This is a genomic window from Enterobacter asburiae (genome assembly GCF_001521715.1).
Taxonomy (GTDB): Bacteria; Pseudomonadota; Gammaproteobacteria; order Enterobacterales; family Enterobacteriaceae; genus Enterobacter; species Enterobacter asburiae.
The window spans coordinates 4,039,691-4,066,385 of sequence record NZ_CP011863.1 but is presented as its reverse complement, the minus strand read 5'-3'; the positions used below and the strand labels follow the sequence as shown (position 1 = coordinate 4,066,385).

General features: G+C 55.1%; 29 protein-coding genes. 17 read left to right on the top strand and 12 right to left on the bottom strand.

Annotation, left to right across the window (positions count from 1 at the left end; genetic code table 11):
• Positions 1-39: 39 nt before the first annotated feature.
• The gene (gene ispB, locus ACJ69_RS19685; RefSeq protein WP_024906360.1) at positions 40-1,011 is read left to right on the top strand and encodes an octaprenyl diphosphate synthase; all 972 of its coding nucleotides are present in this window, start codon (positions 40-42) and stop codon (positions 1,009-1,011) included.
• A gap of 229 nt (positions 1,012-1,240) precedes the next feature.
• Positions 1,241-1,528, top strand: a complete 288-nt coding sequence (gene sfsB, locus ACJ69_RS19680; RefSeq protein ID WP_029739619.1) for a DNA-binding transcriptional regulator SfsB — start codon at positions 1,241-1,243, stop codon at positions 1,526-1,528.
• Positions 1,529-1,588: 60 nt separating this feature from the next.
• Here sfsB and murA read toward each other — a convergent pair whose 3' ends face one another.
• From murA to mlaF, 7 genes are all read right to left on the bottom strand, one after another.
• A complete protein-coding gene (murA, locus tag ACJ69_RS19675; RefSeq protein ID WP_023309349.1) occupies positions 1,589-2,848 on the bottom strand; it encodes a UDP-N-acetylglucosamine 1-carboxyvinyltransferase in 1,260 nt (419 codons plus the stop codon).
• A 50-nt stretch (positions 2,849-2,898) separates the two neighbouring features.
• Entirely contained in the window at positions 2,899-3,153 is a 255-nt protein-coding gene (gene ibaG, locus ACJ69_RS19670) for a BolA family iron metabolism protein IbaG (protein WP_008501458.1), read from the bottom strand.
• A 126-nt stretch (positions 3,154-3,279) separates the two neighbouring features.
• A complete protein-coding gene (gene mlaB / locus ACJ69_RS19665; protein WP_029739618.1) occupies positions 3,280-3,573 on the bottom strand; it encodes a lipid asymmetry maintenance protein MlaB in 294 nt (97 codons plus the stop codon).
• Entirely contained in the window at positions 3,573-4,208 is a 636-nt protein-coding gene (gene mlaC / locus ACJ69_RS19660; protein ID WP_029739617.1) for a phospholipid-binding protein MlaC, read from the bottom strand. The genes mlaB and mlaC overlap by 1 nt, the downstream gene beginning before the upstream one ends.
• Before the next feature lie 18 nt (positions 4,209-4,226).
• On the bottom strand, positions 4,227-4,775 hold the full coding sequence (mlaD, locus tag ACJ69_RS19655; RefSeq protein WP_059347570.1) for an outer membrane lipid asymmetry maintenance protein MlaD: 549 nt from the start codon (positions 4,773-4,775) through the stop codon (positions 4,227-4,229).
• Positions 4,776-4,779: 4 nt separating this feature from the next.
• The gene (gene mlaE / locus ACJ69_RS19650) at positions 4,780-5,562 is read right to left on the bottom strand and encodes a lipid asymmetry maintenance ABC transporter permease subunit MlaE (RefSeq protein WP_023333605.1); all 783 of its coding nucleotides are present in this window, start codon (positions 5,560-5,562) and stop codon (positions 4,780-4,782) included.
• A 7-nt stretch (positions 5,563-5,569) separates the two neighbouring features.
• On the bottom strand, positions 5,570-6,382 hold the full coding sequence (gene mlaF, locus ACJ69_RS19645; protein ID WP_023309353.1) for a phospholipid ABC transporter ATP-binding protein MlaF: 813 nt from the start codon (positions 6,380-6,382) through the stop codon (positions 5,570-5,572).
• Between the two features lie 227 nt (positions 6,383-6,609).
• On the opposite strand from mlaF, the gene ACJ69_RS19640 reads away from it, so the two are divergent.
• The 11 genes from ACJ69_RS19640 (at position 6,610) to npr (ending at position 14,529) form a co-directional block, all read left to right on the top strand.
• Positions 6,610-7,587 carry a calcium/sodium antiporter gene (locus ACJ69_RS19640; protein WP_047646430.1) on the top strand — a complete coding sequence of 326 codons (978 nt, stop codon included), beginning with the start codon at positions 6,610-6,612 and terminating at the stop codon, positions 7,585-7,587.
• 13 nt (positions 7,588-7,600) lie between these two features.
• Positions 7,601-8,587: an arabinose-5-phosphate isomerase KdsD gene (kdsD, locus tag ACJ69_RS19635; RefSeq protein WP_023333606.1), complete on the top strand. Its 987-nt coding sequence runs from the start codon at positions 7,601-7,603 to the stop codon at positions 8,585-8,587.
• A 14-nt stretch (positions 8,588-8,601) separates the two neighbouring features.
• On the top strand, positions 8,602-9,168 hold the full coding sequence (gene kdsC / locus ACJ69_RS19630) for a 3-deoxy-manno-octulosonate-8-phosphatase KdsC (protein ID WP_023309356.1): 567 nt from the start codon (positions 8,602-8,604) through the stop codon (positions 9,166-9,168).
• On the top strand, positions 9,165-9,740 hold the full coding sequence (gene lptC, locus ACJ69_RS19625) for an LPS export ABC transporter periplasmic protein LptC (protein ID WP_023309357.1): 576 nt from the start codon (positions 9,165-9,167) through the stop codon (positions 9,738-9,740). Before kdsC ends, lptC begins: the two co-directional genes overlap by 4 nt.
• Positions 9,709-10,263, top strand: coding sequence for a lipopolysaccharide ABC transporter substrate-binding protein LptA (lptA, locus tag ACJ69_RS19620; RefSeq protein WP_023309358.1), 555 nt, complete (start codon positions 9,709-9,711; stop codon positions 10,261-10,263). The genes lptC and lptA overlap by 32 nt, the downstream gene beginning before the upstream one ends.
• A gap of 6 nt (positions 10,264-10,269) precedes the next feature.
• Positions 10,270-10,995, top strand: a complete 726-nt coding sequence (gene lptB, locus ACJ69_RS19615; RefSeq protein WP_023309359.1) for an LPS export ABC transporter ATP-binding protein — start codon at positions 10,270-10,272, stop codon at positions 10,993-10,995.
• 47 nt (positions 10,996-11,042) lie between these two features.
• A complete protein-coding gene (gene rpoN, locus ACJ69_RS19610) occupies positions 11,043-12,476 on the top strand; it encodes an RNA polymerase factor sigma-54 (RefSeq protein ID WP_023309360.1) in 1,434 nt (477 codons plus the stop codon).
• Positions 12,477-12,498: 22 nt separating this feature from the next.
• Entirely contained in the window at positions 12,499-12,786 is a 288-nt protein-coding gene (gene hpf, locus ACJ69_RS19605; protein ID WP_008501444.1) for a ribosome hibernation promoting factor, read from the top strand.
• A gap of 82 nt (positions 12,787-12,868) precedes the next feature.
• Positions 12,869-13,360, top strand: a complete 492-nt coding sequence (gene ptsN, locus ACJ69_RS19600) for a PTS IIA-like nitrogen regulatory protein PtsN (RefSeq protein ID WP_008501443.1) — start codon at positions 12,869-12,871, stop codon at positions 13,358-13,360.
• Positions 13,361-13,405: 45 nt separating this feature from the next.
• Positions 13,406-14,260, top strand: coding sequence for an RNase adapter RapZ (gene rapZ / locus ACJ69_RS19595; RefSeq protein WP_014885397.1), 855 nt, complete (start codon positions 13,406-13,408; stop codon positions 14,258-14,260).
• Positions 14,257-14,529 carry a PTS phosphocarrier protein NPr gene (gene npr, locus ACJ69_RS19590; protein WP_003861872.1) on the top strand — a complete coding sequence of 91 codons (273 nt, stop codon included), beginning with the start codon at positions 14,257-14,259 and terminating at the stop codon, positions 14,527-14,529. Before rapZ ends, npr begins: the two co-directional genes overlap by 4 nt.
• Positions 14,530-14,568: 39 nt before the next feature.
• Here npr and mtgA read toward each other — a convergent pair whose 3' ends face one another.
• From mtgA to lptF, 5 genes are all read right to left on the bottom strand, one after another.
• The gene (gene mtgA / locus ACJ69_RS19585) at positions 14,569-15,294 is read right to left on the bottom strand and encodes a monofunctional biosynthetic peptidoglycan transglycosylase (protein ID WP_047646433.1); all 726 of its coding nucleotides are present in this window, start codon (positions 15,292-15,294) and stop codon (positions 14,569-14,571) included.
• Positions 15,291-15,944, bottom strand: a complete 654-nt coding sequence (elbB, locus tag ACJ69_RS19580; protein WP_059347853.1) for an isoprenoid biosynthesis glyoxalase ElbB — start codon at positions 15,942-15,944, stop codon at positions 15,291-15,293. Before elbB ends, mtgA begins: the two co-directional genes overlap by 4 nt.
• Positions 15,945-16,176: 232 nt before the next feature.
• Positions 16,177-18,510 (bottom strand): aerobic respiration two-component sensor histidine kinase ArcB, encoded by a 2,334-nt coding sequence (gene arcB, locus ACJ69_RS19575; protein WP_047646435.1) that lies wholly within the window; start codon positions 18,508-18,510, stop codon positions 16,177-16,179.
• 135 nt (positions 18,511-18,645) lie between these two features.
• On the bottom strand, positions 18,646-19,728 hold the full coding sequence (gene lptG / locus ACJ69_RS19570) for an LPS export ABC transporter permease LptG (RefSeq protein ID WP_029739610.1): 1,083 nt from the start codon (positions 19,726-19,728) through the stop codon (positions 18,646-18,648).
• Entirely contained in the window at positions 19,728-20,828 is a 1,101-nt protein-coding gene (lptF, locus tag ACJ69_RS19565) for an LPS export ABC transporter permease LptF (RefSeq protein WP_024906345.1), read from the bottom strand. Before lptF ends, lptG begins: the two co-directional genes overlap by 1 nt.
• A gap of 266 nt (positions 20,829-21,094) precedes the next feature.
• On the opposite strand from lptF, the gene pepA reads away from it, so the two are divergent.
• From pepA to ACJ69_RS19545, 4 genes are all read left to right on the top strand, one after another.
• Entirely contained in the window at positions 21,095-22,606 is a 1,512-nt protein-coding gene (gene pepA / locus ACJ69_RS19560) for a leucyl aminopeptidase (RefSeq protein ID WP_023309366.1), read from the top strand.
• 86 nt (positions 22,607-22,692) lie between these two features.
• On the top strand, positions 22,693-23,136 hold the full coding sequence (gene holC / locus ACJ69_RS19555) for a DNA polymerase III subunit chi (protein ID WP_008502815.1): 444 nt from the start codon (positions 22,693-22,695) through the stop codon (positions 23,134-23,136).
• Complete coding sequence (locus ACJ69_RS19550) at positions 23,136-25,991, top strand: valine--tRNA ligase (protein ID WP_059347568.1); 2,856 nt, start codon at positions 23,136-23,138, stop codon at positions 25,989-25,991. Before holC ends, ACJ69_RS19550 begins: the two co-directional genes overlap by 1 nt.
• A gap of 123 nt (positions 25,992-26,114) precedes the next feature.
• Positions 26,115-26,618 (top strand): GNAT family N-acetyltransferase, encoded by a 504-nt coding sequence (locus ACJ69_RS19545; protein ID WP_029739608.1) that lies wholly within the window; start codon positions 26,115-26,117, stop codon positions 26,616-26,618.
• Positions 26,619-26,695: the final 77 nt, after the last annotated feature.

Here is a 26,695-nt window from a genome sequence, read left to right as displayed (position 1 = left end):
GAAGATGGGATCAACAGGATAAAAAGCCCGGCTTTTGCGATGAATTTAGAAAAAATCAACGAGTTAACCGCGCAAGATATGGCGGGTGTGAATGCAGCAATCCTGGAGCAACTCAACTCTGACGTTCAGCTGATCAATCAGTTGGGCTATTACATCGTCAGCGGCGGCGGTAAACGCATTCGTCCGATGATTGCCATTCTGGCTGCCAGAGCCGTTGGCTATCAGGGAAATGCTCACATCACTATCGCAGCGCTCATCGAATTTATTCACACGGCGACGCTTCTGCATGACGATGTTGTGGATGAATCGGATATGCGTCGTGGCAAAGCCACGGCAAACGCTGCTTTCGGAAACGCAGCCAGCGTCCTGGTGGGGGATTTTATCTATACCCGTGCCTTCCAGATGATGACCAGCCTGGGCTCACTGAAAGTGCTGGAAGTGATGTCCGAAGCCGTAAACGTCATTGCTGAAGGCGAAGTGCTGCAGCTGATGAACGTCAACGACCCTGACATTACCGAAGAAAACTACATGCGCGTCATCTACAGCAAAACTGCGCGCCTGTTTGAAGCGGCAGCCCAGTGTTCCGGCATTCTGGCTGACTGTACCGAAGCACAGGAAAAAGGCCTGCAGGACTATGGCCGCTACCTGGGTACGGCATTCCAGCTGATTGATGATTTGCTGGACTACAGTGCGGACGGCGAGACGCTCGGCAAAAACGTGGGCGATGACCTGAACGAAGGCAAACCCACCCTGCCGCTGCTTCATGCTATGCGCAATGGAACAGCCGACCAGGCGAAAATGATCCGTGAAGCGATTGAGCAGGGAAATGGCCGCCATCTTCTGGAACCTGTACTGGAAACCATGGCTATCTGCGGATCGCTGGAATGGACGCGTCAGCGTGCGGAAGAAGAAGCCGACAAAGCCATCGAAGCGCTTCAGGTCATTCCAGACAGTCCGTGGCGCGAGGCACTGATTGGTCTTGCCCACATCGCCGTTCAGCGCGACCGTTAATCCCCTTGTTTCTCCCCGCAGCGATAGCGGGGAGATTCCAGAACACACCTGTAAATTCCGTGTTCATGTAAATTCATCGGTTTAGAGACCGCATGAATAAAGCCGTGTCTTATTCTGAATATCCCTTCAAGTAACGCGAACTTTTTAGAACAAGAAGTTGAAATGGGTATAGTAACCGCGTCGTTTCAGAAGAAACGGCGTAGGTGAATCCGAACTTAAGGACGGCGTTATGGATACGAAATTTATCGACTGGCACACGGCTGATATTATTGCCGCACTGCGCAAAAGAGGCACTTCACTGGCAGCAGAGTCCCGCCGCCATGGACTGAGTTCTTCAACTCTGGCAAACGCCCTCACCCGCCCCTGGCCCAAGGGAGAATTAATTATCGCGACGGCGCTGGATACGCATCCGTGGGTAATTTGGCCTTCTCGCTATCACGATCCCATTACCCATGAATTTATCGACAGATCGCGCATGATTCGCCAGAGAAAGGTAAAAACAGAACCGCAGGAATAACGCGTTTTTGACAGGAACAGCAACCCCCCGGTCATTGCTGGCAGGGGGCTGCCGGAACGATTACTCGCCCTTCACACGCTCGATGTTGGCACCCAGCGCGCGCAGTTTATCTTCGATACGCTCATAACCACGATCGATGTGATAGATACGATCCACGATTGTTGTGCCTTCCGCGATACACCCCGCCAGCACCAGGCTTGCAGACGCACGCAGATCGGTTGCCATCACCTGAGCACCTGACAGTTTCTCAACGCCGTGGCAAATCACGGTATTACTTTCGATCTCAGCATGCGCACCCATACGGATCAGCTCCGGTACGTGCATAAAGCGGTTCTCGAAAATGGTTTCTGTGATGAAGCCAGTGCCTTCGGCGACCAGGTTCAACAGGGTGAACTGCGCCTGCATGTCCGTAGGGAACGCCGGATGCGGCGCCGTACGCACATTGACCGCTTTTGGACGCTGACCGTGCATATCGAGGCTGATCCAGTCTTCGCCGATTTCGATATCCGCACCCGCATCGCGCAGTTTCGCCAGCACCGCATCCAGGGTATCTGGCTGCGCGTTGCGACAAACAATCTTACCGCCAGAAATCGCCGCAGCGACCAGGAAGGTACCGGTTTCGATACGGTCCGGCAGAACGCGATAGACACCGCCACCCAGACGCTCAACGCCTTCGATGGTGATACGGTCGGTACCCTGACCGGAAATCTTCGCCCCCAGCGCCACGAGGAAATTGGCGGTATCCACAATTTCCGGTTCACGCGCGGCGTTTTCGATGATGGTGGTACCTTCTGCCAGCGTCGCCGCAGACATAATGGTGACCGTTGCGCCCACGCTCACTTTGTCCATGACGATGTGCGCGCCTTTCAGACGACCATTGACGGACGCTTTAACGTAACCTTCTTCCAGCTTGATCTCTGCGCCCAGTTTCTCCAGACCAAAGATGTGCAGGTCAACCGGACGCGCACCGATAGCACAGCCGCCCGGCAGAGAGACCTGTCCCTGACCAAAACGCGCTACCAGCGGGCCAAGCGCCCAGATGGATGCACGCATGGTTTTCACCAGATCGTAAGGAGCTGAGAAGTTGTTCACCTTGCTGGCGTCGATCCAGACGGAACCGTTACGCTCAACTTTCGTGCCCAGCTGGGTGAGCAGCTTCATGGTGGTGTCGATATCTTTCAGCTTCGGTACGTTCTGAATTTCTACCGGCTCTTCAGCCAGCAGCGCAGCAAAGAGGATTGGCAGCGCGGCGTTTTTTGCGCCAGAAATTGTGACTTCGCCCTGGAGACGCGTTGGCCCCTGTACACGAAATTTATCCATTGTGTGCTCTCTTATAAATTCAACCGTGCTGCGGGCCTGTCGCCCTCAGCTCAAAAACCGTTTAGTTTGCGATCGCGTGCCCACTCTTGCGGGGTGAACGCTTTAATCGACAGGGCGTGGATGCGGTTATCCGCAATATATTCCATCAGCGGCGCGTACACAGCCTGCTGTTTCTTCACGCGGCTCATACCGTCGAACATCTCACCCACAGCAATAACCTGGAAGTGACTGCCATCGCCAGTGACGTGGGCTTCCTGAAGGGAGAGTGCATTCATCAGCACTGTCTGGATTTCATGATTTTCCATGGGTTCTTAATCATCTGATAGTGAAAACAAGCCCAACATCTTAGAGCAAAGTGGCGTTGTCTTAAACAAGCAAAAAGCCCCGACGATGAAACAGTCAGGGCTTTCGGAAGTAACGCACTGAAAATATTAACGAGGCAGTACGTCCTCAGGGAGGTTATAGAGCTGCGCAAGAGTCACGACATTATCGCTCGCGCCGTGAAGCTTAACGCTTGTCCCCTGCTTTTTCCCCACGGCAACCAGATGGGCAAGCAGCGCAACACCCGCCGTATCCACCCGCGTAACGTCTGTTAAGTCGATACGCGTCACGCCCTGCATCGCTTCGTGGCGTTTGTCCCACAGTGGGTTCAGCAGATCCTGATCCAGTTCACCGGACAGCTTTAATGTTTCGCCTTCACGCGACCAGCTGAGTTGCTGTGACATTACTTCTTCTCGTCCAGGGTAATTTTCTGGCGAGAGATAGACTGCAGCTGAGCGGTCAGGCCATCAATGCCTTTGGTGCGCAGCAGATCGCTCCATTCGTTCTGTTTGGTGGTGATCATGCTTACCCCTTCGGCAATCATGTCATACGCCTGCCAGTGACCGGTCTGGCTGTTTTTACGCCACTGGAAATCCAGACGAACCGGCGGACGACCGTTAGGATCGATGATCGTCACACGGATAGGGACGATAGTTGCATCGCCCAGCGGCTGCTCAGGCGCAATCTGATAGGTCTGGCCGTGGTACATCGCCAGCGCCTGGCCATAAGCCTGTTTCAGGTATTCACGGAACGCGGCAAAGTAGGCATCACGCTGCGCAGGGGTCGCGTCTTTGTAATAACGTCCCAGCACCAGCGCACCCGCATATTTAATCTGCACGTACGGCAGCAGCTCCTGGTCAACAACTTCACGCAGATAATCAGGATTAGCACGAATTTTAGGCTGTTCATTTTTAAGACGGTCGAAGGTCTTTTTCGCCGCTTCGTCCATCAGTTTGTACGGGTTACTCTGATCCGCAGCGTGGGCGGCGGTAAGAGGGGCGATGACCAGCATGGCAACCATTAACAGTCGTTTAAACATGAATGACTTCTCCTGATATTAATTCGCAGCACCTGGCGTCGGTGCGACGTCGGTATGATCTTCGCTCTGCGCTGGGGCAGCGTCGGATTTTTTATCATCCCCTTTACTGCTGTAAAGGAACTGACCAATCATATCCTCCAGCACCATCGCGGATTTCGTATCCTGAATGACGCTACCGTCTTTAAGGATAGTCGTTCCCAGCTCGGGGTCTTCAAAGCCGACGTTAAGCGCCAGATATTGTTCGCCCAGCAGGCCGGAAGTGCGAATAGAAAGGGAGCTGGTGTCCGGGATATGGTTGTAACGCTCTTCGATATCCATCGCGACGCGTGGCAGATAGGTTTTCTCATCAAGCGTAATGTCAGATACGCGTCCGATCACCACGCCGCCGATACGAACCGGTGAACGCGCCTTCAGCCCGCCGATGTTATCGAAGGTGGCATAGATGCGATACGTCGGCTCGGTGCGCACAGACGTGATATCCGCCGCTCTCAGGCAGATAAACAGCGCGGCCAGCAGCGCCAGCAGCAGGAATACACCGACCCAAATTTCATTTTTTCTCGTTTGCATGAACTCAATTCCCAAACATCAGTGCGGTGAGCACAAAATCCAGACCCAGTACGGCCAGCGACGAATGTACGACTGTACGTGTAGTTGCGCGGCTAATGCCCGCCGACGTCGGGATGGCATCGTAACCATTGAACAATGCAATCCAGGTGACCGTAATGGCAAATACCACGCTTTTGATCAGGCAGTTAACCAGATCCATTCGCAGGTCGATGGCATCCTGCATTGCGGACCAGAAGAAACCGGCGTCAATGCCTTTCCAGTGCACGCCAACCAGCGAACCGCCCCAGATACCCACGGCGACAAACAGAATAGTCAGTAACGGTAAAGAGATCACCCCAGCCCAGAAACGCGGCGAGATCACACGACGCAGCGGATCGACCGCCATCATCTCCATGCTGGAGAGCTGCTCGGTCGCACGCATCAGGCCAATTTCAGCCGTTAATGCCGACCCCGCGCGCCCGGCGAACAGCAGCGCCGCCACAACCGGCCCCAGTTCACGCAGCAGCGAGAGCGCCACCAGCATCCCGAGGCTGGTTTCTGCACTGTAGGTTGTCAGAACAAGATAGCCCTGTAGCCCAAGCACCATACCGATAAACAGACCGGAAACAATGATGATGAGCATCGACAGCACGGCGACATTATAAAGCTGCCGCACCAGCAGCGGTGCGTGCTTGCGGAATTCCGGCTTGCCGACCAGCGCGTTGAATAACATCAATCCGGCACGCCCGAACGTCCTGATGGTTTTTATGCCACGGTGTCCGAGAGCGGCCAACGCATTTAACAGCATGAGTGGCTTAACTCCCTATTCCCAGTAAATCGTCACGATAGTCGCCCGCCGGGTAGCGGAACGGCACGGGGCCATCGGCAATACCGTCGAGGAACTGCCGCACGCGCGGATCGCAATTTTCCTGCAGCGCCTGAGCGCTGCCGTGTGCGACGATCTTTTTGTCCGCCACGATATAGGCGTAATCGGCAATGCTCAATACTTCAGGTACATCGTGAGATACCACAATGCAGGTGACGCCAAGCGCGCTGTTCAGTTCAGAGATGAGCTTAACCAGCACGCCCATCGTGATGGGATCCTGTCCAACAAACGGTTCGTCGAACATGATTAAATCAGGTTCTAATGCAATGGCTCGCGCCAGCGCGGCGCGGCGCGCCATCCCGCCGGATAGCTCCGAAGGCATCAGCTTCGCGGCGCCCCGCAAACCGACGGCTTCGAGCTTCATCATCACCGTGCTTTTCAGCAGTTCAGGCGGCAGGCTGGTATGCTCGCGCAGCGGATAGGCCACGTTATCAAAGACATTCATGTCGGTGAACAAGGCTCCCGACTGAAAGAGCATGCTCATTCGTTTGCGGACAGTATACAGACGCGAACGTGACATCTCCGGGATGTTTTCGCCATCGAAGAGGATTTCACCGCGATCGGGTGGGATCTGCCCACCAATGAGACGCAGCAGGGTCGTTTTACCGATCCCGGACGGCCCCATGATGGCAGTGATCTTGCCACGCGGTACGGTCAACGAAATATCATCAAATATCAATCTGTTGGCGCGAGAAAAACTCACGCCGCGAACATCGACTAAATTCGCCATCGTTTGGCTCATTTATGGTTCCTTTATTACCCTGCTCACGTTAAGGCATGCCGCCTGAATCAGCCCTCAACTCCGCATTTTTACAGAATAATAGCCGTTGAGGTTAGCGAAAGCTGGCATTTGTTTTACTTTTCCGGCGCATAAAGTCAAAATTAGGAATTCGTTACGCCTCAGACTGTATGCAGTCCAGCCATTCCCCTGCGATGGACCGACGAGTATACCTGAAGAAAGGACTTTTGATGCTTTTAGCAACAGCACTGTTAATAATTGGTTTACTTTTGGTGGTCTACAGTGCTGACCGTTTAGTTTTTGCTGCATCTATCCTCTGTCGCCTGACGGGCGTACCGCCTGTCGTCATCGGGATGACCGTTGTCAGCGTGGGAACGTCACTTCCTGAAATCATCGTCTCTGTCTCGGCATCGCTGCATGGTCAGTTAGACCTGGCAGTAGGTACCGCAATTGGCTCCAACATCGTCAATATACTCTTGATTTTAGGCCTGGCCGCACTGCTCCATCCATTTCGCGTGCATTCTGATGTTCTACGCCGTGAATTGCCGCTAATGTTAATCGTAAGCCTGCTGGCAGGCTGCGTATTTTACGATGGTGTGCTGAGCTACAGCGACGGTATTTTCCTGCTGGCGCTGGCCATCATCTGGCTGCTGTATAGTGTTAAAATCGCCCGACTGGCTGAGAAGCAGGGTCAGGATAGCCTCACGCGCGAGCAGGTCGCCGAACTGCCGCGAGAAGGCACGCTGCCTGTTGCCCTGCTCTGGCTTGGCGTTGCGCTGATCATCATGCCGATGGCAACGCGCATGGTCGTGGATAACGCGACGGTGCTGGCGAACTATTTCGCCATCAGTGAACTGACCATTGGCCTGACGGTGATTGCCATCGGCACCAGCCTGCCGGAGCTGGCCACGGCGATTGCAGGGGCACGTAAAGGTGAGGATGACATTGCCATTGGTAATATCATCGGTTCCAACATATTTAATATCGCCATTGTGATGGGCCTGCCGGCCCTGATTACGCCAGGGCCCTTTAATCCCCTGGCATTCTCACGCGACTACGGCGTGATGTTATTGGTCAGCGTGATATTTGCCCTGCTCTGCTGGCGGCGGCAAAGACAGATCGGCAAAGGCGCAGGCGCGCTGCTGACGGGTGGATTTATCGTATGGATGGCGATGCTGTACTGGCTCTCGCCTCTTCTCTCTGGGTAAACGGAAACGCATTATGTCGCAAATAGAATTGCAGCCGGGTTTTGACTTTCAGAAAGCAGGCAAAGAGGTTCTGGAGATTGAACGTGAAGGTCTGGCGCAGTTAGATCAGTACATTAATCAGGATTTTAGTCTGGCATGTGAGAAGATGTTCTACTGTGCCGGCAAAGTCGTGGTGATGGGGATGGGTAAGTCCGGCCACATTGGACGCAAAATGGCGGCAACGTTTGCCAGCACCGGAACCTCTTCCTTCTTTGTACATCCAGGGGAAGCCGCGCACGGTGACCTGGGTATGGTCACGCCGCAGGATATCGTCATCGCGCTGTCCAATTCCGGGGAGTCCAATGAAATTCTGGCGCTGATCCCGGTACTGAAGCGACTGCAGGTGCCGCTTATTTGCATGACCAGCCGTCCGGAAAGTAGCATGGCGCGGGCGGCCGATATTCACCTGTGCGTGAAAGTGCCCAAGGAGGCCTGTCCGCTCGGCCTGGCGCCGACGTCCAGCACCACCGCAGCGCTGGTCATGGGTGATGCGCTTGCCGTCGCGCTGCTCGAAGCCCGCGGTTTTACGCCGGAGGATTTCGCGCTTTCCCACCCGGGCGGCGCGCTGGGGCGCAAGCTTCTGCTTCGGGTAAACGATATTATGCACACCGGGGACGAGATCCCTCACGTCAGTAAAGAAGCCTCCCTGCGTGATGCGCTGCTGGAAATCACCCGTAAGAATCTGGGTATGACGGTCGTGTGCGACGATCTGATGAAAATTCAGGGGATCTTCACCGATGGCGACCTGCGTCGCGTGTTCGACATGGGTGTAGATGTCCGCACGCTCGGCATTGCCGATGTGATGACGCCGGGCGGTATCCGCGTGCGTCCGGGAACGCTGGCAGTGGATGTGCTGAACCTGATGCAGTCCCGTCACATTACCTCAGTGATGGTTGCCGATGGCGACCAGTTGCTGGGTGTGGTACATATGCATGATCTGCTGCGCGCAGGCGTAGTGTAATGAAGGATAAGACAATGAGTAATGCGGGTGCATCCCTTGCAACCTGTTATGGACCGGTCAGCACCCAGATGATGGCGAAGGCGGAAAACATTCGTCTGCTCATCCTGGACGTGGATGGCGTACTTTCCGATGGCCTGATTTACATGGGCAATAATGGTGAAGAGCTGAAAGCGTTTAACGTTCGCGACGGCTACGGCATCCGCTGTGCGCTCACTTCCGGTATTGAGGTGGCTATCATCACCGGGCGAAAAGCTAAACTGGTAGAAGACCGCTGTGAAACCTTAGGAATTACCCATCTGTATCAGGGTCAATCCGATAAGATGGCGGCGTTTAAGGATTTACTGGGTAAACTGGCTATCGCGCCGGAAAACGTGGCCTACGTCGGGGACGATCTGATTGACTGGCCCGTGATGGCTGAAGTCGGGCTGAGCATCGCCGTTGCCGATGCGCATCCGCTGCTGATCCCGCGCGCTGACTACGTTACCCACATCAACGGAGGCCGCGGTGCCGTACGTGAAGTCTGCGATCTGCTTTTGCTGGCGCAGGGCAAGCTTGATGAGGCCAAAGGGCAATCGATATGAGTAAAACCAGACGCTGGATTATCATTTTGCTTTCGCTTGTCGCACTGGTATTGATTGGCGTGAACCTTGCCGATCGCGACGATACGCAAACGGAAGTGGTCAACAATAACGATCCAACCTATAAAAGCGATCACAGCGACACCGTGGTCTACAGCCCGGAAGGCGCGCTGAACTATCGCCTGATTGCCCAGCATGTTGAATATTTTTCAGATGACGGTATTTCGTGGTTTACCCAGCCTGTCATGACCACATTTGATAAGGACAAAGTGCCGACGTGGTCAATTAAGTCAGATCGGGCAAAACTGACAAATGACCGTATGCTTTATCTGTATGGTCACGTTGAAGTCAACGCCCTGACCGCTGACTCGCAACTGAGAAAAATTACGACGGATAATGCCCAGATTAACCTGGTAACCCAGGACGTGACCTCGCAGGATCTGGTCACACTGTATGGCACAACATTTAATTCCAGCGGTTTGAGAATGCGCGGGAACTTACGCAGCAAGAACGCCGAGCTGATTGAAAAGGTTAGAACCTCCTATGAAATTCAAAACAAACAAACTCAGCCTTAAAGTAATTATCGCCAGCGCGATGCTGGCGACCAGTCTCCCCGCGCTTGCTGTAACGGGCGATACCGACCAACCGATCCATATCGAGTCTGATACCCAGTCTCTCGATATGCAGGGCAACGTCGTCACCTTCACTGGTAACGTCGTCATGACTCAGGGCACCATCAAAATTAACGCCGACAAAGTGGTCGTGACCCGTCCGGGTGGCGAGCAGGGCAAAGAGATCATTGATGGTTACGGCAACCCGGCAACCTTCTACCAGATGCAGGACAACGGCAAGCCGGTGAAAGGCCACGCCTCGCACATGCACTACGAGCTGGCGAAGGACCTGGTCATCCTGACCGGAAATGCGTATCTGGAACAGCTGGACAGCAACATCACCGGCGACCAGATCACCTATCTGGTGAAAGAGCAAAAAATGCAGGCCTCCAGCGAGAAAGGCAAACGCGTCACAACCGTACTGGTTCCGTCGCAGCTGCAGGACAAAGGCAAAGGCCAGGCCCCGGCACAGAAGAAGAGTAACTAATTCGTTATGGCAACATTAACTGCAAAAAATCTCGCGAAGGCCTACAAGGGCCGCCGTGTCGTAGAAGATGTCAGTCTGACCGTCAACTCCGGCGAAATTGTAGGGCTGCTTGGCCCTAACGGTGCGGGTAAAACCACCACCTTCTACATGGTCGTTGGCATTGTGCCGCGTGATGCCGGCAACATTATCATTGACGATGAAGACATCAGCCTTCTGCCGCTGCACGCGCGCGCGCGTCGCGGAATCGGCTACCTGCCGCAGGAAGCCTCCATTTTCCGTCGTCTCAGCGTTTACGATAACCTGATGGCGGTCCTGCAAATTCGTAACGATCTGACCAGCGAACAGCGTCAGGATCGTGCCAACGAGCTGATGGAAGAGTTCCATATTGAGCATCTGCGCGACAGCCTCGGTCAGGCACTCTCCGGGGGTGAACGCCGCCGCGTTGAGATTGCGCGTGCGCTGGCCGCAAACCCGAAATTTATCCTTCTGGATGAACCGTTTGCGGGCGTTGACCCGATCTCGGTTATCGACATTAAACGTATCATTGAACACCTGCGTGACAGCGGGCTTGGCGTACTGATCACCGACCACAACGTCCGTGAAACGCTGGCCGTGTGTGAACGCGCGTATATTGTGAGCCAGGGCAATCTGATCGCCCACGGTACGCCGCAGCAGATCCTCGAAGACGATCATGTTAAGCGCGTCTATCTTGGGGAAGACTTCAGACTCTGATAGGGTAGAGGTAACGTAACGCCGAACCGGAGAAAAATGCTCTGAACATGAAGCAAGGTTTGCAATTAAGGCTCAGCCAACAACTGGCAATGACGCCGCAGCTACAGCAGGCAATTCGCCTGTTGCAACTGTCCACGTTAGAACTTCAGCAGGAGCTCCAGCAGGCGCTGGACAGCAACCCCCTGCTGGAACAAACCGATCTTCATGACGAGGTAGATACTCAGCAGTCACAGGATACAGAAGCGCTCGACACCGCGGATGCACTCGAACAAAAAGAGATGCCCGACGAGCTACCGCTGGATGCCAGCTGGGATGAAATCTACACCGCCGGAACTCCTTCCGGTACGCGTGCAGACTACCAGGATGATGAGCTACCGGTCTATCAGGGAGAGACCACCCAGTCGCTGCAGGATTACCTGATGTGGCAGGTGGAACTCACCCCCTTCTCCGATACCGACCGCGCGATTGCCACCTCAATTGTCGATGCCGTTGACGACACCGGCTATTTGACCGTCACGCTGGACGATATCCTGGAAAGCATGGGCGACGACGAGATTGAGCTTGAGGAAGTCGAAGCCGTACTGAAGCGCATCCAGCGTTTCGATCCGGTAGGCGTGGCCGCAAAAGATCTGCGCGACTGCCTGCTGATCCAGCTATCTCAGTTCAGCAAAGAGACGCCATGGATCGACGAGGCGCGCTTAATTATTAGCGATCATCTGGATCTGCTGGCCAACCACGATTTCCGCTCCCTGATGCGCGTCACGCGCCTGAAGGAAGAGGTGCTGAAAGAAGCGGTGAATCTGATCCAGTCGCTCGATCCGCGCCCGGGACAGTCGATCCAGACCAGCGAGCCCGAGTACGTCATCCCGGACGTGCTGGTCAGAAAACACAATGACCGCTGGGTCGTTGAACTGAACTCAGACAGCATCCCTCGCCTGCAAATCAACCAGCAGTATGCCTCCATGTGCACCAGCGCGCGTAACGACTCCGACAATCAATATATTCGTAGCAATCTTCAGGAAGCGCGATGGTTGATCAAAAGTCTGGAGAGCCGAAATGATACGCTGCTACGCGTCAGCCGCTGTATTGTCGAACAGCAGCAGGCGTTCTTTGAGCAGGGCGAAGAGTACATGAAACCGATGGTACTGGCGGATATCGCCCAGGCCGTCGAGATGCATGAATCAACCATTTCCCGTGTCACCACGCAGAAGTATCTGCATAGTCCACGCGGTATATTTGAGCTTAAGTATTTCTTCTCCAGCCATGTGAATACCGAGGGCGGCGGCGAAGCGTCGTCAACGGCTATTCGTGCCCTGGTGAAGAAGTTGATCGCCGCGGAGAACCCCGCGAAGCCACTAAGCGACAGTAAGTTAACCACCATGCTGTCCGATCAGGGTATTATGGTGGCACGTCGTACTGTTGCGAAGTATCGAGAGTCTTTATCCATTCCGCCGTCCAACCAGCGTAAACAGCTGGTTTGACACAACCGATAAGGAAGACACTATGCAGCTCAACATCACTGGACAAAACGTCGAAATTACTGAGGCTTTACGCGACTTTGTGAACGCGAAGTTTGCAAAACTCGAGCAGTATTTCGAAAGGATCAATCAGGTCTATATTGTGTTGAAAGTGGAGAAAGTGACTCATATCTCGGATGCCACCCTGCATGTTAACGGGGGTGAACTGCATGCCAGTGCGGAAGGGCAAGACATGTACGCTGCTATCGACGGCTTGATTGATAAGCTTGCACGACAGCTCAATAAACATAAAGATAAACTGAAACAACACTAATTGTCCGGGCAGTTAACGGGTGCAGGACGGCCTGTTGTGAAACACAACAGGCCATTTGTACAGTTAGCGCTTAGGTGAAATTATGATGAACAACGATTCCGCTCTTCAACTGAGCAATGTCCTTAACCAGGAATGTACCCGCAGTGCGGTTCACTGCCAGAGCAAAAAACGTGCGCTGGAGATCATCAGTGAACTGGCTGCAAAACAGCTGGGCTTGCCGCCGCAGGTGGTATTCGAAGCGATTCTGACCCGTGAAAAAATGGGCAGTACCGGTATCGGCAACGGCATCGCGATCCCGCACGGCAAACTGGAAGAGGATACCCTGCGTGCCGTGGGTGTGTTTGTGCAGCTTGAAACACCCATCGCCTTCGATGCCATTGATAACCAGCCTGTCGATCTCCTCTTCGCGCTGCTGGTGCCTGCCGACCAGACGAAAACCCATCTGCATACGCTGTCGCTGGTCGCAAAACGTCTGGCCGATAAAACCATTTGCCGTCGACTGCGCTCGGCCCAAAGTGATGAAGAGCTCTATCAAATTATCACTGAAGCAGAAGGCAATCAGGATGATGCATAACCAGGAGATGGCCTTCACATCTGTTGTCCTGAGGAGAAACGGAACATGGTGCTGATGATTGTCAGTGGCCGTTCAGGGTCGGGGAAATCCGTTGCTCTGCGCGCGCTGGAAGACATGGGTTTTTACTGCGTCGATAACCTGCCGGTCGTGTTGTTACCCGACCTGGCCCGCACGCTGGCGGAGAGACAAACCTCTGCCGCCGTCAGTATCGACGTTCGTAACATGCCTGAATCGCCAGAGATCTTCGAACAGGCCATGAGCAACCTGCCTGACGCGTTCTCGCCTCAGCTGCTGTTCCTCGACGCAGACCGCAATACGCTAATCCGCCGCTACAGCGATACCCGTCGCTTGCACCCGCTATCCAGCAAGAACCTCTCTCTGGAGAGCGCTATCGATGAAGAGAGCGACCTGCTGGAGCCGCTGCGTTCTCGTGCCGACCTGATTGTCGACACCTCTGAGATGTCCGTTCACGAGCTGGCGGAAATGCTGCGTACCCGGCTGTTGGGTAAACGCGAGCGCGAACTGACGATGGTGTTCGAATCCTTCGGCTTTAAGCACGGTATTCCAATCGATGCGGACTACGTTTTCGACGTGCGCTTCCTGCCGAACCCGCACTGGGATCCGAAGCTGCGTCCAATGACCGGCCTGGATAAACCCGTCGCGGCGTTCCTCGACCGGCACACAGAAGTACACAATTTTATCTACCAGACGCGAAGCTACCTTGAGCTATGGTTACCTATGCTGGAGACAAACAATCGTAGCTACCTGACGGTGGCGATTGGCTGTACCGGCGGTAAACATCGTTCGGTTTACATCGCCGAACAGCTGGCCGACTATTTCCGCTCGCGCGGGAAGAACGTTCAGTCCCGTCATCGCACGCTGGAAAAACGTAAAACATGACCGTAAAACAAACCGTTGAGATCACCAACAAGCTGGGTATGCATGCACGCCCGGCGATGAAGCTGTTTGAGCTGATGCAGGGTTTCGATGCAGAGGTTCTGCTGCGGAATGACGAAGGTACCGAAGCGGAGGCGAACAGCGTGATTGCGCTGCTGATGCTGGATTCCGCCAAAGGGCGCCAGATTGAGGTAGAAGCCACCGGTCCTCAGGAAGAGGAAGCTCTGGCGGCGGTGATTGCCCTGTTTAACGCAGGGTTCGACGAAGATTAAGGTCTGCTATTCAGGCGGGTAGCGCTGCGCTTACCCGCTCTACATAAGATTATTACGCTGCATAAACCCCTCTCCACCCAGCTGATTCATCTGGCGCATAATCCACGCCTGACGGCTTCGCACGTACCCTGATGGGGCACTGGCCTTAAAGCGGATGGGGTTCGGTAACACAGCGGCCAATAGCGCCGCTTCTGACATGCTCAGACGGCTGGCTGGCTTATTGAAATACCGCTGTGCGGCAGCTTCCACGCCAAATATACCGTCGCCAAACTCAGCGACGTTCAGATAGACGGTCAGAATGCGTTTTTTGCTCCAGACCGTTTCCATCCCCAGGGTCAACCCCGCTTCCAGCCCTTTTCGCACCCAGCTTCGACTATCCCACAGAAACAGATTTTTGGCCGTCTGCTGCGACAAGGTTGACGCACCGCGCACGCGGTTTTCATGGCGTTCGTTATGGGCTAGCGCCTTCTCAATGGCCGCAACGTCGAACCCCCAGTGCTCCGGGAATTTCTGGTCCTCCGCCGCGATGACCGCCAGCCCCATGAACGGGGAGATCTCGTCCATGCTCACCCAGTCAGAGTGGGCAACGTAGCTGAAATCGCCGCTGAACCACGCGCTAAGCTGGCGCTCAACCATAACGGCAGAGAACGGAACCGGCATAATGCTGAATAAAGCCAGCCCGCCTCCCCAGAATACAGCCAGCACAAGTACGATGCGCAAGAGAAAACGTTTCACCCCTGCGCCTGCGGCAAATTTACGCCTCATTCAGTCAGCACCAGCACGCGTGCCACCAGCTTTTCAATGCCTGAGGCCGCCTCAGCGATATTATTCGCCAGCATATACGCCGGGGTGGTGACAATTTTGTTATCTTCATCAACTACAATGTCATCAACCGGGCACGGAACGTGTTCGCCCCCCATTTCCTCGACGATCTCTGCGGTATCAATATCCGTCCCGATAGTCAGACGCAGCGGGAAATCAAAAATCCTGGGCAGCATTGCCGGCGCGATGCAGATAAAGCCCTGCGGTTTTCCAGCCGCATGCATGGCCTGCGACAGCGCCTTTAAATGAGGATCGACCTGACACTCCGCCCCCTGCGCAGCAAAGGTACTGAGATTTTTGGCCGCGCCAAACCCACCCGGCACAATGAGCGCATCAAGCTCTGTAGGGTCTGCCTGAATAAGAGGATGGATATCACCTCGCGCAATACGCGCGGCTTCAATCAGTACATTACGGGTTTCCGCCATCGGCTCGCCGGTCAGATGATTAATCACATCCGCCTGATTTTTGTCTGGCGCAAAACAAATAACCTCTGCTCCGTGCTTTGCCAGGGCCAGCAGCGTGATTACGGCTTCATGTATCTCAGAACCATCGAAAACACCGCATCCGCTCAGCACGACACCAATCTTTTTCATCATGACAATCCTTTTCTGCAACTTGCTGAAGCACATTAATAATTTTGATTAAAACGCTATGCTTCACACATTTCACTGATTCATGTAACAAACCATTTAAGATTTGCTATCTTATCTGCGTGCGGCCTAAATTTTTCAGGCAGCGCCCTTTCGAAAATAACTTTATAAAACAGGCGCAGCCACGATTTCCCTGGTGTTGGCGCAGTATTCGCGCACCCCGGTTAAGCCGGGGTCATTTTTTTCTGGCGTCGACCCAGGCTTTAAGCACCGCCACATCGTTTTGCCACTCTTGTTTCATCTCTTCAACCCAATCACCCACGTTATCTTCCCATGCAGGTAAATCAGGCGACTGAATCTGTTGACCCAACTGCTGCAGATGGCGTAAGCCGACCGAGCCGGCCGCACCTTTAATTTTATGTCCTTCTTCGACGATGCCCTTCCGGTCCCGGGCGGTCAGGTTTGATTCCAGCACGCTCAGATAGCCCGGCATCATTTTTTCGAACACCGCCAGACCATCGGTAATCAGTTTCGGGCCAACCAGATCGATGTACTGCTCCAGCATCGCGGTATCGAGTATCGTTTGGGCTTTTGCGCTATCAACAGACGTCATGGTGCTCTCCTCTTCATCACGGGTATCCCAGAACTTCTTAATCATGGCGGTCAGAGCAGGCACCGCCAGCGGCTTGCTGAGTACATCGTCCATACCGGCATCGAGATACTCTTTTTTATCTTTCAGCACGTTCGCCGTCAGCGCCACCAGCGGCGGCAGTTCGTCGGCCGCGTACTGACGCGTCAGCTCACGCGAGATATCCAGCCCGGTCATATCCGGCAGCTGAATATCCAGCAGGACAAGATCGTATTCGCCCGGTTTAAACATCTCCAGCGCGGCCTTACCGGTCATCGCGACATCAACGCTGTTGCCCAGTTTTTCCAGCACCGAGCGCGCCACAATTACGTTCAGCTCAATGTCTTCCACCAGCAGGACGTGAAGCGCGGGCAGCGGCATGTCGTCGTTTTCAAAGGTGTCTTCAACCTCTTCCGCCACCGCCGGCGCATGGACCGTCAGCGTGAAGGTTGACCCTTTACCCGGCTGGCTGGCAACGGTGATATCGCCCCCCATACTCTTCGCCAGCCGCTTAGAGACCGCCAGGCCAATGCCGGTTCCGGTAGCCGGTTTCCCGCCGTTGCTGTCCTTCACCTGGTAGTACATCGCGAAAATTTTGTCCTGCTCCTCCTGCGGAATACCCATCCCGGAGTCTTCCACCTCGAAGTGCAGCATATCGCCTTCGTCAAAGCGGATGCGCACCGCCACCTGCCCCTTCTGGGTAAATTTCACCGCGTTGCTGATAAGGTTCCACAGGATCTGGCGCAGACGCGTGCCGTCAGTCACCACTTTATGCGGCAGCGGCAGGGTTGGCTCCATGATAAAACGCAGTCCCTTCTGCTGCGCCTGCAGGCCGGACAGGTTTTCGAGATCTGCAAGGAAGCTGGTGAAATCAACAGGCTGATTATCAAGCTGAACTTTACGGCGCTCCATCTTATCCATATCAATAATATCGTTGAAGATATTACCCAGCGTGACCGCGGAGACATGGATAGTCTTGAGGTATTTTTCCTGCTCTGCGGTCAGGTCGGTATCCAGCAGAATACGGCTCAGCCCGACAATGCCATTAAGCGGCGTACGCAGCTCGTGGCTGATGGTGGAGATAAAGGTAGTCTTATCACGGCTGGCGCGCTCCAGGGCGTCCTGATAGCGCTTACGCTCGGTGATATCGCGGCCAAAGCCCATCAGGCCGTGGCGTTTCCCCACGCGGTCATAGTAGGGCACCTTACGGATCTCAAAGCAGGCTTTGCGTCCGTCCGGGTAATCCAGCCACTGTTCATAGGTCAGCGAGACGTTATGGCGGAATACTTTTTCGTCCGTCTCCATGACCTTGGCCGCCGCCTCTTCAGAGTAAACGTCCTGCGGCTTCAGGTTAATCAGCTGCTTCTCGCTTTTCCCGGTGAGCAGCTCCATCGCCCGGTTACAGCCGGAAAACTCTTTATCTTCATTACGGTAAAACACCAGGTCCGGCGAAGCATCGAGGAACGACCGCAGGAAAGAGGATTGCTGCTCAAGCTGGATCTGCGTGACCTCGCGCTCTTTCATTTCGATCTTTAGCTGCTCCAGCGTGGCCTGACGCTCGGCTTCCGCCTTCTCACGATCGGAGATCTCCTGATTCAGCTGCGCAATGTTGTCTTTTAGCTGGACGTTGAGCTTCAGGTCGCGTTCGCGCATCTCTTCCAGTTTATCGACCAGTTTTGACAGACGCTGACGGGACTCTTCCAGCTGTTCAACCACCACGGAAAGGAAATAGACTGCCCAGGGCGTAATGAGCAAGCCAAAGAAGATGGAGCGGATGACGTCGATACTCTCGACCTGACCATGCAGAACCATGGTGACGGCCATTTGCACAACAATGGCCAGAACGACCAGCGCCAGCGCAAGCAGCATGGAGAAACGCACCAGCCCAAGCTTCATCATCAGGTCGACGTAATACTGGGCAAGCATTCGAATTTGCTTCATAGAGGATCCCTTCACGACTTTATCGCTCAATAATACTCAAATTCAGGGCGAGGCGTTGAAGGTTGTGAGAGAAAGTGCGGGGTGAAACAGGAGATTAGCCTCGCTCCCGGTTAACCGGAAGCGAGGAGAGGTCGATCAGGAGCGTTTCAACAGCAGCCAGAGGCTGATCAGGAGGAAACTTGCGCTTGGCAGCAGCGCTCCAATTATCGGCGGAATGCCATAAACCAGCGTCAGCGGACCGAAGATCTGATCGAGCACGTAGAACACAAAGCCGAAGCTGATACCGGTCACGACGCGCACGCCCATCGGCACGCTGCGTAACGGGCCGAAGATAAACGACAGCGCCATCAGCATCATCACCGCCACGGACATCGGCTGGAAGATCTTGCTCCACATGTTGAGCTGGTAACGTCCTGCATCCTGCCCGCTCGACTTCAGGTATTTCACATAGTTGTGTAAACCGCTGATGGAGAGCGCGTCAGGGTCCAGCGCAACAACACCGAGCTTATCGGGCGTCAGGTTGGTCTTCCATGTACCGGTGACCGTCTGAGAACCGGCGATCTGTTTCGGATCGGTCAGGTCAGACTCATCGACCTGGGACAAACGCCACTGTTTATGCTCGGCGTCAAATTTCGCCGAAGAGGCGTGGCGGACTGACTCCAGACGGCGCTGGTCATCGAAAGCATAGATGCTCACCCCACCCAGTTCATCATTCCCCTTCACCCGTTCGATGTAGACGAAGTTTTTACCGTCTTTCGCCCATAAACCTTGTTGAGTCGAGAGCAGCGAGCCGCCGTACATGGCCTGCGCACGGTAGTTACGCGCCATCTGTTCGCCCTGCGGCGCAACCCACTCGCCGATCGCCATGGTCAACAGCACCAGTGGGATCGCGGTTTTCATTACCGACAGCGCGACCTGCATGCGGGTAAAGCCCGAGGCCTGCATAACGACCAGCTCACTGCGCTGCGCCAGCATTCCCAGCCCCAGCAGCGCGCCCAGCAGGGCCGCCATCGGGAAGAAGATCTGCACATCTTTCGGCACGCTGAGCAGGGTATACATCCCCGCGCCCATCGCGTCATAGCTCCCCTGCCCGGCTTTTTTCAGCTGGTCGACAAATTTGATAATGCCGGAGAGCGACACCAGCATGAACAACGTCATCATGATGGTGGTAAAAATGGTTTTACCGATATAGCGATCAAGAACGCCAAACGCCTGCATTAGATGGCTCCTTTACGCGAGAATCGGGCACGTATGCGGCGCACAGGCACCGTATCCCACAGGTTTAATCCCAGCGCCAGTAAGATGTACAGGCTGTTGACGAACCATGTCCAGACCATAGGGTCCAGCTTACCCTTCGCGCCGTTAGAACGAATCGAGGTTTGCAGCAGGAAATAGATCAGGTAAAGCAGCATCGCCGGCAGCATAGAGAGCACGCGTCCCTGGCGCGGGTTCACCACGCTCAGCGGAACGACAATCAGCGCCATCATAAACACGGTGAATACAAGCGTAATACGCCAGTGGAACTCAGCGCGCGCTCTGTCGGTATCGGTATTCCACAGGGTGCGCATGTCCATTTGCTCGGTATCCGTTGGATCGAGCGCCACCGCCTGGTGGCCGATAATGGCCTGATAGTTCTGGAAATCCGTAATACGGAAGTCGCGCAGCATCGCGGTGCCTTCGAAACGGGTGCCTTTGTTCAGCGTCACGATCTGAGAACCATCTTTGCGCTGAGCAAGCTGACCGGAGTCTGCAACCACCACGGAAGGACGCGCGTTACCTTTGGGACGTAACTGCGCCAGGAATACGTCGTTGAATTTACTGCCGTCAACGCTCTCAATAAACAGCACGGAGTTGCCGTCGGTCGCCTGCTGGAACTGACCCTGAGCTAAGGCTGCCATGCCGGGGTTGGCTTTCGCTTCGGCCAGCACTTCGTCCTGATGACGGGAAGACATGGGACCCGCCCACATCACATTCACCGCCGCGACAATACCCGTGAACAGCGCCAGTATCATGGCCGCTTTCACCAGTACCGCTTTGCTCAGGCCACAGGCATGCATCACCGTGATTTCACTCTCGGTGTAGAGTTTCCCAAGCGTCATGAGCAGGCCAAGGAAAAGACTTAGCGGCAGGATGAGCTGCGCCATTTCCGGGATCCCTAAACCAAGCAGGGAAAGCACCAGATTTGTTGGAATTTCGCCGTCAACGGCCGCACCGAGGATCTTAACCAGCTTCTGACAGAAAAAAATCAGCAGCAGGATGAAGAGGATCGCCAGTTGGCTTTTGAGCGTCTCCCGCACCAGATATCTTATGATTATCACTTTAAATACGCCCGTAAAAACCCGTCTCTTTGCTGGAAAATCGCTTGTTTCATGGCTTAAACGTCATTTATTCTCTTGAGTCGTCGAAATCATCGCTAAGATTAAAACATCCGGCGGATTCACGCTTCAGGACTTTTTCTGACGTGTCGAAACCGTAGTAACGTAAGATTAACACGAAGTCACCACAACAGCGGACATGAGTTACGAAAGGTTTCAATTCTATCCGTAGCTGCCGCCGTTGTCTTTAAGATTCAGGAGCGTAGTGCATGGAGTTCAGTGTAAAAAGCGGTAGCCCGGAGAAACAGCGGAGTGCCTGCATCGTTGTGGGCGTCTTTGAACCACGCCGACTCTCCCCGATCGCCGAGCAACTCGATAAAATCAGTGACGGCTATATTAGCGCCCTGCTGCGCCGTGGCGAACTGGAAGGCAAACCTGGGCAGACGCTGTTACTGCACCATGTTCCGAACGTGCTGTCAGAACGTATTCTGCTGATTGGCTGCGGCAAAGAACGCGAGCTTGATGAACGTCAGTATAAGCAGGTGATTCAGAAAACAATCAATACGCTGAATGATACCGGCTCAATGGAAGCCGTCTGCTTCCTGACGGAACTGCACGTTAAAGGGCGTAACACCTACTGGAAAGTGCGTCAGGCGGTTGAAACGGCAAAAGAGAGCCTGTACAGCTTCGATCAGCTGAAGACTAATAAAAGCGAGCCGCGTCGTCCGCTGCGTAAAATGGTCTTTAACGTGCCAACCCGTCGCGAGCTGACCAGCGGCGAACGCGCGATCCAGCACGGTCTGGCGATCGCAGCCGGCATTAAAGCGGCCAAAGATCTCGGCAACATGCCGCCTAACATCTGTAACGCGGCGTACCTGGCCTCTCAGGCGCGTCAGCTGGCCGACGCCTACAGCAAAAACGTCATTACCCGCGTCATCGGCGAACAGCAGATGAAAGAGCTGGGCATGCACTCTTACCTGGCGGTCGGTAACGGCTCGCAGAACGAATCCCTGATGTCCGTCATCGAGTACAAAGGCAATCCGTCCGAAGACGCGCGCCCGATTGTGCTCGTCGGTAAAGGCCTGACCTTCGACTCCGGCGGCATCTCCATCAAGCCTGCCGAAGGCATGGATGAGATGAAGTACGACATGTGCGGCGCGGCGGCGGTTTACGGCGTGATGCGCATGGTCGCGGAACTACAGTTGCCTATCAACGTGATCGGCGTTCTGGCGGGCTGCGAAAACATGCCTGGCGGGCGCGCCTATCGTCCGGGTGACGTTCTGACCACCATGTCCGGCCAGACCGTTGAAGTGCTGAACACCGACGCCGAAGGCCGTCTGGTGCTCTGTGACGTGCTGACCTACGTTGAGCGCTTCGAGCCTGAAGCGGTAATTGACGTCGCCACCCTCACCGGTGCCTGCGTGATTGCGCTGGGCCACCACATCACCGGCCTGATGTCGAACCACAATCCGCTGGCGCACGAGCTTATTGGTGCCTCAGAGCAGGCCGGGGACCGCGCATGGCGTCTGCCACTGGGTGACGAGTATCAGGATCAGCTGGAGTCCAACTTTGCGGATATGGCGAACATTGGCGGACGTCCTGGCGGTGCGATCACCGCGGGCTGCTTCCTGGCACGCTTCACCCGCAAGTACAACTGGGCGCACCTGGATATCGCGGGCACCGCATGGCGCTCCGGTAAAGCCAAAGGCGCCACCGGTCGTCCAGTGGCGCTGCTGTCGCAGTTCCTGCTCAATCGTGCGGGTTTTAACGGCGACGAGTAAGTCAAAACGGCAGTAAACCGTAGGCCGGGTAAGGCGAAGCCGCCACCCGGCTTAAGTATTTAAAGTGAGCACAAGAAGCCCCATATATGAAGAATGCAACGTTCTACCTTCTGGACAACGACACCCATCAGGATGGCCTCAGCGCCGTCGAACAGCTGGTGTGTGAAATTGCCGCAGAACGTTGGCGCGCAGGTAAACGCGTTCTGATTGCCTGTGAAGATGAACAGCAGGCGATTCGCCTGGATGAAGCGCTGTGGGCGCGCCCGCCGGAGAGTTTTGTGCCGCATAATCTGTCGGGCGAAGGCCCGCGCGGCGGTGCACCGGTTGAAATTGCCTGGCCGCAAAAGCGCAACAGCAGCGCGCGCGATATTCTGATTAGCCTGCGGATAGATTTTGCAGATTTTGCCACCGCTTTCACAGAAGTGGTAGACTTTGTCCCTTACGAAGAATCTTTGAAACAACTGGCGCGCGAACGCTATAAAGCGTACCGCCTGGCTGGTTTTAACCTGAATACGGCAACCTGGAAATAATGGAAAAGACATATAACCCACGCGATATCGAACAGCCGCTTTACGAGCACTGGGAACAGCAGGGCTATTTCAAGCCTAACGGCGACGAAAGCAAAGAGTCCTTCTGCATCATGATCCCGCCGCCGAACGTCACCGGCAGTTTGCATATGGGTCATGCTTTCCAGCAGACCATCATGGACACCATGATCCGCTACCAGCGCATGCAGGGTAAAAACACCCTGTGGCAGGCGGGGACTGACCACGCGGGTATCGCGACCCAGATGGTGGTTGAGCGTAAAATTGCCGCTGAAGAAGGAAAAACCCGCCACGACTACGGTCGCGACGCGTTCATCGACAAAATCTGGCAGTGGAAGGCGGAATCCGGCGGCACCATTACCCGTCAGATGCGCCGTCTCGGCAACTCCGTGGACTGGGAGCGCGAGCGCTTCACCATGGACGAAGGCCTGTCCAACGCCGTTAAAGAAGTCTTCGTCCGCCTGTACAAAGAAGACCTAATTTACCGCGGCAAACGCCTGGTAAACTGGGATCCGAAACTGCGCACCGCCATCTCTGACCTGGAAGTGGAAAACCGCGAGTCTAAAGGCTCCATGTGGCACATCCGCTATCCGCTGGCCGATGGTGCAAAAACCGCCGACGGTAAAGATTACCTGGTGGTTGCAACAACCCGTCCGGAAACCCTGCTGGGCGATACCGGCGTGGCCGTTAACCCGGAAGATCCGCGTTATAAAGATCTGATCGGCAAATTCGTGGTGCTGCCGCTGGTAAACCGCCGTATTCCGATTGTGGGCGACGAACACGCCGATATGGAAAAAGGCACCGGCTGCGTAAAAATCACCCCTGCGCACGACTTCAACGACTATGAAGTCGGCCGTCGTCACGCCCTGCCGATGATCAACATCCTGACCTTTGACGGTGATATCCGTGAAAGTGCTGAAGTATATGACACCAAAGGCAACGAATCCGACGTCTACTCCAGCGACATCCCGGCTGAGTTCCAGAAGCTGGAGCGTTTTGCCGCGCGTAAAGCCATCGTGGCAGCCGTTGACGCGCTTGGCCTGCTGGAAGAGATCAAACCTCACGATCTGACCGTGCCGTACGGCGACCGTGGCGGCGTGGTTATCGAGCCAATGCTGACCGACCAGTGGTACGTGCGTGCCGACGTGCTGGCGAAACCGGCTGTCGAAGCGGTTGAAAACGGCAGCATTCAGTTCGTGCCGAAGCAGTACGAAAACATGTACTTCTCCTGGATGCGCGACATTCAGGACTGGTGTATCTCCCGTCAGCTGTGGTGGGGCCACCGTATCCCGGCGTGGTACGACAACGAAGGCAACGTTTACGTTGGCCGTAGCGAAGACGAAGTGCGTCAGGAAAACAACCTGAGCGCGGACGTTGCGCTGCGTCAGGACGAAGACGTGCTGGACACCTGGTTCTCCTCCGCGCTGTGGACCTTCTCCACCCTCGGCTGGCCAGAAAACACCGACGCGCTGCGTCAGTTCCACCCAACCAGCGTAATGGTGTCCGGCTTCGACATTATCTTCTTCTGGATTGCCCGCATGATCATGATGACCATGCACTTCATCAAAGACGAAGACGGCAAGCCGCAGGTTCCGTTCCATACCGTCTACATGACCGGTCTGATCCGCGACGACGAAGGCCAGAAGATGTCCAAGTCCAAGGGTAACGTGATCGACCCGCTGGACATGGTTGACGGTATCTCTCTGGAAGATCTGCTGGAAAAACGTACCGGCAACATGATGCAGCCGCAGCTGGCTGAGAAAATCCGCAAGCGCACCGAGAAGCAGTTCCCGAACGGGATCGAGTCTCACGGTACCGACGCCCTGCGCTTCACCCTGGCGGCACTGGCCTCTACCGGTCGTGACATCAACTGGGACATGAAGCGTCTGGAAGGTTACCGTAACTTCTGTAACAAACTGTGGAACGCCAGCCGCTTCGTGCTGATGAATACCGAAGATCAGGATTGCGGCTTCAACGGCGGCGAGATGACGCTGTCTCTGGCAGATCGCTGGATCCTGGCGGAATTCAACCAGACGGTGAAAGCGTTCCGCGAGGCGCTGGACAGCTACCGCTTCGATATCGCCGCGGGCATCCTGTACGAATTCACCTGGAACCAGTTCTGCGACTGGTATCTGGAGCTGGCGAAGCCGGTGATGAACGGCGGCACTGAGGCGGAACTGCGCGGCACGCGCAACACTCTGATTACCGTTCTGGAAGGTCTGCTGCGCCTGGCGCATCCGGTCATTCCATTTATCACCGAAACCATCTGGCAGCGCGTGAAGGTGATTGCAGGCATCAACGCAGATACCATCATGTTGCAGCCGTTCCCGGAATTCGATGCGGCCAAGGTTGATGAAGCGGCGTCCGCGGATACCGAGTGGCTGAAACAGGCGATCGTTGCGGTACGTAACATCCGTGCTGAAATGAACATCGCCCCTGGCAAACCGCTGGAGCTGCTGCTTCGTGGCTGCAGCGAGGCTGCCGTTCGTCGCGTCACCGAGAACAACACTTTCCTGAAAACCATGGCACGTCTGGAAAGCATCGCCGTGCTGCCTGCGGATGATAAAGGTCCGGTTTCCGTGACCAAAATCATCGACGGCGCCGAGCTGCTGATCCCGATGGCGGGCCTGATCGACAAAGACGCCGAGCTGGCTCGTCTGGCGAAAGAAGTGGCGAAAGTCGACGTGGAAATTGGCAAAATCGAAAGCAAGCTGGCGAACGAAGGCTTTGTCGCCCGCGCGCCGGAAGCGGTCATCGCGAAAGAGCGTGAGCGTCTGGTTGCTTTCGCCGATGCGAAGACCAAGCTGATTGAGCAGCAGGCGGTTATCGCAGCCCTGTAATGCTTTTACCCCTTACGCTTCAGGGCGTAAGGGGTATCCTTCCTGAAAACTCCTCGCTTGCACTCCCCTTTCTGCGGTGCTATTAACAGCAGTTATGTGTCAATTTTTGTTATGAGTAATGCTATGAGCGTGATTACCCCCGTCGCGACGACGATGCGTCGGATCACTGAGCAGGATAACCCGGCTATCGCCGCCGTTATCCGCACCGTTTCTGCCGAATATGGCCTGACGGCTGACAAAGGCTACACGGTTGCGGACCCGAACCTGGACGAGCTTTACCAGCTCTACAGCCAGCCAGGGCATGCCTACTGGGTAATCGAGCAGAACGGCCGGGTGGTGGGCGGCGGCGGCGTGGCGCCCCTCAGCTGCAGCGAGCCGGATATCTGTGAGCTGCAGAAAATGTATTTCCTGCCAACGGCGCGCGGGCAAGGACTGGCAAAAAAGCTGGCGCTGATTGCGCTGGACCACGCGCGTAAGCAGGGTTTTACACGCTGCTACCTTGAAACCACCGCTTTCCTCAAAGAGGCCATCGGCCTGTATGAACATCTGGGCTTTGAGCATATCGATGCACCGCTGGGCTGTACCGGCCACGTTGATTGCGAAGTCCGAATGCTGAAAAGTCTGTAAGTTTCGTTCCTGCCCTCTTCTGTTAAGCGGCTGTAAACTGAATGCTCTACACTCTCAGTTCACACCACAACGGGGGA